The organism is Caulobacter sp. B11 (assembly GCF_002737765.1).
Lineage (GTDB): Bacteria > Pseudomonadota > Alphaproteobacteria > Caulobacterales > Caulobacteraceae > Caulobacter.
The window spans coordinates 1-7,704 of the sequence record NZ_PEGG01000173.1 but is presented as its reverse complement, the minus strand read 5'-3'; the positions used below and the strand labels follow the sequence as shown (position 1 = coordinate 7,704).

Genomic DNA, 7,704 nt, shown 5'->3' with positions numbered 1-7,704 from the left:
GGATCGGCCACCGGGCCGTCGGCCATGCGGATGACGTTGAGCATGAAGAACTCACGGCCGTCGTCCTCGTCAAGGAAGCGCCGCAGGGTCGGCAGTTCGTCAGGCCCGCCCCGGCCCACGCCCGAGGCCGTCATGCGCCCGATCAGGTCCTCGACCTCGGCCTTGGCCAGCGGCCCGCGCCAATTGACGTACCAGGCCAGAAACAGGGTGTAGACAACCAGGGCCACGCCCCAGACCCAAAAACTCGATATCAAGACAGTTCCCCCCAAACCGAGGCCCTCGCGGCCTTCGGGCTTCAGCCCATGACGGTCTCGATCAGCACCTGGCCTTCCAGGCCGGCGTCGCGGTGGACATGGATCTCGGCATAGGCCGGCGAGCCTAGGATCGCCGCCATGGCCTTGAAGGACGGGTACATCATCACCGCCGCCGAATCCCACTGACCGTCGATCTCGCCGATCAGCAGGCCGCGCACCCGGCCGCTGAAGATCAGCTTGCCGCCGTTCTCGGCGATCAACTTGCTGACGGCCCGGCCATAGAGGGCATAGGCCTCCGCCCCGGTCAGCGCGGTCTCGCGCCCGTCGGCATAGACCGCCTTGTCGCGGAACTTCAGCAGGTTGAGCATATAGATCGGCTTGCCGTCGTCTCGCGCCAAGGCGGCGAGCTGCTGGGCTTGGGTGGGACCCTGGGCGTTGGTGACCTGCATCGCGAGGCTCCTGAACAGAGGTCCGGAAGACCCCGGACCGACAATATGACACCAAGAGTGCCATTTGTTTTCAGCGCCTGTCACCTCCAATTTTCGAAGCCTCGACGGGATGTCGCGTCGCCGGGCGGCGGCTGTCCCGCCCCGCTCGATCTTCGCGGCGAGGACGCCGAGGCGGCCGGCGCGCGGGAATCCCGCCCCGCGGTCTGGCGGAGGCGCGCCAAAGCCTCCACATTGGTCGACGATCCGCAGCGCAAAGACGCTCACCAGAAGGCCCCGCATGACCGACACCGCCGACTACACGCCGCCCAAGGTCTGGACCTGGAACAAGGAGAGCGGCGGCCGGTTCGCCGCCATCAACCGGCCGATCGCCGGCGCCACCCACGACAAGCCGCTGCAGGTCGGCAAGCATCCGCTGCAACTCTATTCGCTGGGCACCCCGAACGGCGTCAAGGTCACGGTGCTACTCGAGGAACTGCTGGCCCTGGGCCATACGGGCGCGGAATATGACGCCTGGCTGATCAATATCAGCGCCGGCGATCAGTTCGGCAGCGGCTTCGTGGCCGCCAATCCCAATTCCAAGATCCCCGCCCTGGTCGATCACAGCGGACCCGAGCCGATCCGCATCTTCGAGTCCGGCGCGATCATGGTCCATCTGGCCGAGAAGTTCGGCGCCTTCCTGCCCACGGAACCGGCGGCCCGGGCCGAGTGCCTGTCCTGGCTGTTCTGGCAGATGGGCAGCGCCCCGTTCCTGGGCGGCGGCTTTGGCCACTTCTACGCCTACGCTCCGACCAAGATCGAATACGCCATCGACCGCTACGCCATGGAGGTGAAGCGCCAGATGGACGTGCTGGACCGCCGCCTGGCCGAAAGCCCCTATATCGCCGGCGAGGACTACACCATCGCCGACATGGCCATCTGGTCCTGGTACGGGGCCCTGGCCAAGGGCGTGCTGTACGAGGCCGGCGAGTTCCTGTCGGTCGACGAGTACAAGAACGTCCAGCGCTGGGCCGATGAGATCGCCGCCCGTCCGGCGGTCAAGCGCGGCCGCATGGTCAACCGCGTGTTCGGCGAGCCGTCCAGCCAGTTGCCCGAGCGCCACGACGCCAGCGACTTCGACCTCAAGACCGCCGACAAGCTCAAGCCCGCCGAGTAGAGCGGGGCGGACCGATCGGCCCAGAGGCTTTTCCATCCTTCCGGGGCTTTTCCCGGGCCCCGTGGAACAGTGTCACGATCGTGCGCTACTTTCGTTCTTCGGTCTGGCGGCGGACTTTTCGGCCCGGGATTGGCGCCGGGAAGTCCGCCGCCGCCCTTGTGACCCGCTGTTGTTGTGATAAGACCCCCACCCCCGGAAAGGCGGCTATGCTGCCCGTGGTTATTGAGCGTCAGGAGAGGCACGGATGAGCAGGGTGCTGGTTATCGGCGCGGGCGGCGTTGGTTCGGTCGCGGTCCACAAGATGGCGATGAACGCCGACGTCTTCTCGCACATCACCTTGGCGAGCCGGACGAAGTCCAAGTGCGACGCTATCGCCCAGTCGGTGAAACAGCGGACCGGCGTGACCATCGACACGGCCGCGCTGGACGCCGACGATGTCGCGGCGACCACCGCCCTGATCGGGTCGGTGAAGCCGGCCCTGGTGGTCAATCTGGCCCTGCCCTACCAGGACCTGGCGATCATGGACGCCTGTCTGGCGGCCGGCGTGCACTATCTCGACACCGCCAACTACGAGACCCGCGAGGAAGCCAAGTTCGAATATAGCTGGCAGTGGGCCTATCAGGACCGCTTCCGCGACGCCGGGCTGATGGCCCTGCTGGGCAGCGGCTTCGACCCCGGCGTGACCTCGGTGTTCGCCACCTATACCAAGAAGCACCTGCTGGACCGGATCGACACGCTCGACATCCTGGACTGCAACGGCGGCGACACCGGCCTGCCGTTCGCGACCAATTTCAATCCGGAAATCAACATCCGCGAAGTGACCGCCCCGTCGCGTCACTGGGAAAACGGCCAGTGGATCGAGGGCCCGGCCCTGTCGCACAAGCAGGTGTTCGACTTCGACCAGGTCGGCCCCAAGAACATGTACCTCATGTACCATGAGGAGCTGGAGTCCCTGGCCAAGTTCTATCCGGAGATTAAGCGAATCCGTTTCTGGATGACCTTCGGCGACTCCTATCTCAAGCACCTGGACGTGCTGCAGAACGTCGGCATGACCCGCATCGACCCGGTGATGTTCCAGGGCCGCGAGATCATCCCGATCGAGTTCCTGAAAGCCCTGCTGCCCGAGCCGGCCTCGCTGGGGCCGATCACCAAGGGCAAGACCAATATCGGCACCATCGCCACCGGCGTGAAGGACAGCCAGGCCCGCACGGTCTACGTCAACAACATCTGCGATCACGAAGAGGCCTATGCCGAGACCGGCAACCAGGCGGTCAGCTACACCACCGGGGTCCCGGCGATGATCGGCGCGGCCTTGGTGCTGACCGGCCAGTGGAAGGGCGCGGGCGTGTTCAACATGGAGCAGATGGATCCCGATCCGTTCATGGACATGCTCAACCGCCACGGCCTGCCCTGGAAGGTCCAGGACCTGGCCGCGCCCCTGGCCTTCTGATCGGTCCAGGCGATGCAAACCCAAGCGGCCGGTCCCGGCGCCTTCGCGAACTTCGACCTCGGCCGCGTGCCCTCGCCCTGTTTCGTGGTCGATGAGGTCGCGGTGCGGCGCAATCTGGCGACGCTCAAGGCCGTGGGCGACCGCTCGGGGGCCCAGGTGTTGCTGGCCCTGAAGGCCTTTTCGATGTGGTCGCTGGCCGATCTGGTCGGCGACTATCTCGACGGGGTCTGCGCCTCGGGCCTGTGGGAGGCGCGGCTGGCCCGCGAGCACTATCACGGCCACCTGACCACCTATTCGCCGGCCTACAAGGCCGAGGACCTGCCCGACATCCTGCGGCTGTCGGACTCGGTGATCTTCAATTCGCCGGCCCAGATCGCCCGCTTCGCCGACCTGATCGCCGCGGCCCGCGACCAGGGCCAGGTGTTCGACATCGGCCTGCGCCTCAACCCCGAGCACAGCGAGGCCGAGGTCGCCAAGTACGACCCCTGCCAGAGGGGTTCGCGCCTCGGCTTTCCGGTGTCGAAGCTGCGTCCCGAGCATCTGACGGGGGTCGACGGCCTGCACGTCCACGCCCTGTGCGAACAGGATTTCGAGCCGCTACGGCGGATCTGGGCGTCGCTGGAGCCGCGGATCGAAGGCCTGATGGGCCAGCTGAAATGGATCAATCTGGGCGGCGGCCATCATGTCACCCGCGCCGACTACCAGACCGACGATCTGGTCGCCTTCCTGCGCCAGATCATCGCCCGCCACGGAATCGCGGTCTATCTGGAGCCCGGCGAGGCCGTGGCCCTGGACGCCGGCATCCTGGTCGGCGAGATCCTCGACGTCTTCGACAACGGCATGCCTGTGGCGATCACCGACATCTCGGCCACCTGCCACATGCCCGATGTCATCGAGGCCCCCTATCGGCCCGCCCTGCTCAACGAAGGCGCGGACGGGGTGGCGGTGCGGCTGGGCGGGCCGTCCTGCCTGGCCGGCGACATCATCGGCGACTATGTGCTGCCCGCCCCCGCGGCGCCCGGCCTGCGCATCGCCTTCCTCGACCAGGCCCACTATTCGATGGTCAAGACCAACACCTTCAACGGCGTGCCCCTGCCCTCCATCGCCCTGTGGAACAGCGACACCGACGTGCTGAAACTGGTCCGGCAGTTCGCCTATTCCGATTTCCGCGACCGCCTGTCCTGAGCCGTCAGGCGGGCGCGGCTTGCGCGTTGATACCGGTAACACTAGAGTTCCAGCAACAGGCGACCCTCAAGAGTCGCTCAGGGAAGAAACGGGCCCCCGGGCCTGAAGGGGAGGAACAGGTGGCTTCAGTTTCCAGCGCGGGCCCGAGCCCGGGAATGAGCGCCGACGGCGGCAAGGTCAACATGGCCTTCATCGCCGCCATCGTCGCCGTCGCCACCATCGGCGGCTTCATGTTCGGCTATGACAGCGGCGTCATCAACGGCACCCAGGAAGGCCTCGAAAGCGCCTTCAATCTCAGCAAGCTCGGCACCGGCCTCAATGTCGGCGCGATCCTGATCGGCTGCGCCGTGGGCGCCTTCGCCGCCGGCCGTCTGGCCGATGTCTGGGGCCGCCGCGCGGTGATGATCATCTCGGCCCTGCTGTTCCTGGTCAGCGCCATCGGCACCGGCGCGGCCGACAGTTCGCTGGTGTTCATCGCCTTCCGCCTGATCGGCGGCCTGGGCGTCGGCGCCGCCAGCGTGCTGTGCCCGGTCTACATCTCGGAAGTCACCCCCGCCAACATCCGCGGCAGGCTGTCGTCGGTGCAGCAGATCATGATCATCACCGGCCTGACCGGCGCGTTCGTGGCCAACTACATTCTGGCCCACACCGCCGGCAGCTCGACCGCCGCCTTCTGGCTGGGCCTGCCGGCCTGGCGCTGGATGTTTTGGATGCAGACCATCCCGGCGGCGATCTTCTTCTTCAGCCTGCTGACCATCCCGGAGAGCCCGCGCTACCTGGTGGCCAAGGGCAAGGACGCCGAAGCCTCGGCGATCCTGTCGCGCCTGTTCGGTGAAGGCCAGGGCGACAAGAAGGTGGCCGAGATCCGCGCCTCCCTGGCCGCCGACCATCACAAGCCCAGGATGAGCGACCTGATCGACCCGATCACCCGGAAGCTGCGGCCGATCGTCTGGACCGGCATCGGCCTGGCGGTGTTCCAGCAGCTGGTCGGCATCAACATCGTCTTCTACTACGGCTCGGTGCTGTGGCAGTCGGTGGGCTTCTCGGAAGATGACAGCCTGAAGATCAATATCCTGTCGGGGTCGCTGTCGATCCTGGCCTGCCTGCTGGCCATCGCCCTGATCGACAGGATCGGCCGCAAACCGCTGCTGCTGATCGGGTCGGCCGGCATGGCCGTGACCCTGGGCCTAGTGGGCTTTTGTTTCTTCCAGGGCGCGATGGTCAATGGCGCGCTCAGCCTGCCGGGCCAATTTGGCCTGATCGCCCTGATCGCCGCCAACGCCTATGTGGTGTTCTTCAACCTCAGCTGGGGCCCGGTCATGTGGGTCATGCTGGGCGAGATGTTCCCCAACCAGATTCGCGGCTCGGGCCTGGCGGTCGCCGGCTTTGCCCAGTGGATGGCCAATTTCGCCATCTCGGTCAGTTTCCCGGCCATGGCCGCGGGGCTGGGCCTGCCGGTCACCTACGGCTTCTACGCGCTCAGCGCCCTGATCTCGTTCTTCTTCGTCCAGAAGATGGTTCGCGAGACCCGCGGCGCCGAGCTGGAAGACATGCAGGGCTGAAGCTTCAAAAAGCCGTTTAAGTCCGGCGAACACAGGCTTGTCATCCCGGAAGCGGCTCAGAGGCTTCCGGGATGACAAGCCAAGAATGAACGCCCGTCGCGATCCCTCGCGGCGGGCGTTTTCTGTTTCCACAGGCCGCGGCCCATGACAGCGTTGACCCGTCAAAGGCGCGATGACACCGGTGGACAACACTGAAAACTTGCCGTTAAGTTACCGGTAACAATGTCAGCGTGACGTTCGATCGCGCGGCCAGTGGCTTAGGAAGGAAATCGAATGGTCCAGATCAGCCGACGCGGAGCCCTTGGCTCGCTTCTGACCGGCGCGGCCGCGGCCGCTGTTCCCGCCGCCACCCAGGCCCAGATGGGAACCCTGCCCGGCCCCGCTCGCGCCGGAACCCCGACCTGGGCCCGGGGCGTCGAGGGCCAGCGCAAGGCCGACCTGGGGAACGGACGCTTCCTCAATCCGATCCTGGCCGGCGACCATCCCGATCCGTCGATCCTCAAGGACGGCGACGACTACTACATGACCCACTCGTCGTTCGACGCCTATCCGGGCCTGCTGATCTGGCGATCGAAGGACCTGGTGAACTGGGCCCCCGTGGTGGCCAGCCTGAAGACCAATGTCGGCTCGATCTGGGCCCCCGAACTCTGCAAGCACGAGGGCCGCTTCTACATCTACCTGCCGGCCAAGCACCCGGCCGGCAACACCAGCTATGTGATCTGGGCCGACCGCATCGAGGGACCGTGGTCCGAGCCCATCGACCTGAAGCTGCCGCGCTATATCGACCCGGGCCACGTGGTCGACGCGCAGGGCGTGCGCTGGTTGTTCCTGTCGGGAGGCGACCGCATCCAGCTGGCCCCCGACGGCCTGTCGACCGTGGGCAAGCCCGAGCACGTCTATGATCCCTGGCGCTATCCGGACGACTGGGAGGTCGAGGGCTTCTCGCCCGAAGGCCCCAAGGTGATGAAGAAGGGCGACTACTACTACCTGGTCACCGCCGTGGGCGGCACCGCCGGCCCGCCGACCGGCCACATGGTCATCGTGGCGCGCGCCAAGTCGCTGGCCGGGCCATGGGAAGACGATCCGCGCAATCCGGTGGTGCGCACCACCGACAATAGCGAGAAGTGGTGGTCGCGCGGCCACGCCACCCTGGTCGAGGGCCCGGCCGGCGACTGGTGGACGGTCTATCACGGCTACGAAAACGGCTTCTACACCCTGGGCCGCCAGACCCTGCTGGCCCCGGTGACCTGGACGAAGGACGGCTGGTTCACGGTCGGCGGCGGCGATCTTTCGAAGCCGATCACCAAGCCCAAGGGCGGCAAGGCCTTGAGCCACGGCATGGCGCTGTCGGACGACTTCAGCGCCGACAAGTACGGCGTGCAGTGGAACTTCTTCGATCCCACGCCCGGCGAGCAGGACCGCCTGTCACGCCAGGACGGCGTCCTGACCCTGAAGGGCGCGGGCGAGGCCCCAGCACCGGTGCCCCGCTGATCTTCGTCAATGGCGACCAGGCCTATGAGATCACCTGCGAGATCGAGATCGATCCAGACACCCGCGCCGGCCTGATCCTGTTCTATGACCGCCAGCTCTATTGCGGGCTGGGTTTTGACGCCAAGGCCTTCGTCACCCACCAGTACGGCATCGAGCGCGG

At 66.3% G+C, this 7,704-nt stretch carries 6 protein-coding genes and 1 pseudogene; 5 read left to right on the top strand and 2 right to left on the bottom strand.

The window, feature by feature from the left end:
• A partial coding sequence (locus CSW58_RS08180) for a hypothetical protein (protein WP_201721608.1) occupies positions 1–227 on the bottom strand: 227 nt, incomplete at its 3' end.
• A gap of 68 nt (positions 228–295) precedes the next feature.
• The gene (locus CSW58_RS08175; RefSeq protein WP_099446963.1) at positions 296–703 is read right to left on the bottom strand and encodes a DUF1330 domain-containing protein; all 408 of its coding nucleotides are present in this window, start codon (positions 701–703) and stop codon (positions 296–298) included.
• Positions 704–980: 277 nt separating this feature from the next.
• Here CSW58_RS08175 and yghU point away from each other — a divergent pair, with 277 nt between their 5' ends.
• The 5 genes and pseudogenes from yghU to CSW58_RS08150 form a co-directional block, all read left to right on the top strand.
• A complete protein-coding gene (gene yghU / locus CSW58_RS08170; protein WP_099446962.1) occupies positions 981–1,856 on the top strand; it encodes a glutathione-dependent disulfide-bond oxidoreductase in 876 nt (291 codons plus the stop codon).
• A 244-nt stretch (positions 1,857–2,100) separates the two neighbouring features.
• The gene (locus CSW58_RS08165; protein ID WP_099446961.1) at positions 2,101–3,306 is read left to right on the top strand and encodes a saccharopine dehydrogenase family protein; all 1,206 of its coding nucleotides are present in this window, start codon (positions 2,101–2,103) and stop codon (positions 3,304–3,306) included.
• Between the two features lie 12 nt (positions 3,307–3,318).
• Complete coding sequence (locus CSW58_RS08160) at positions 3,319–4,491, top strand: carboxynorspermidine decarboxylase (RefSeq protein ID WP_099446960.1); 1,173 nt, start codon at positions 3,319–3,321, stop codon at positions 4,489–4,491.
• A gap of 119 nt (positions 4,492–4,610) precedes the next feature.
• Positions 4,611–6,053, top strand: a complete 1,443-nt coding sequence (locus CSW58_RS08155) for a sugar porter family MFS transporter (RefSeq protein ID WP_099446959.1) — start codon at positions 4,611–4,613, stop codon at positions 6,051–6,053.
• Positions 6,054–6,326: 273 nt separating this feature from the next.
• Positions 6,327–7,704, top strand: a pseudogene (locus CSW58_RS08150) (family 43 glycosylhydrolase); the annotation flags it as partial.

What these genes read in the sequence shown, in the direction of transcription:
- CSW58_RS08175 (WP_099446963.1), bottom strand. Translation starts at nt 703, where the DNA reads ATGCAGGTCACCAACGCCCAGGGTCCCACCCAAGCCCAGCAGCTCGCC.
- yghU (WP_099446962.1), top strand. Translation starts at nt 981, where the DNA reads ATGACCGACACCGCCGACTACACGCCGCCCAAGGTCTGGACCTGGAAC.
- CSW58_RS08165 (WP_099446961.1), top strand. Translation starts at nt 2,101, where the DNA reads ATGAGCAGGGTGCTGGTTATCGGCGCGGGCGGCGTTGGTTCGGTCGCG.
- CSW58_RS08160 (WP_099446960.1), top strand. Translation starts at nt 3,319, where the DNA reads ATGCAAACCCAAGCGGCCGGTCCCGGCGCCTTCGCGAACTTCGACCTC.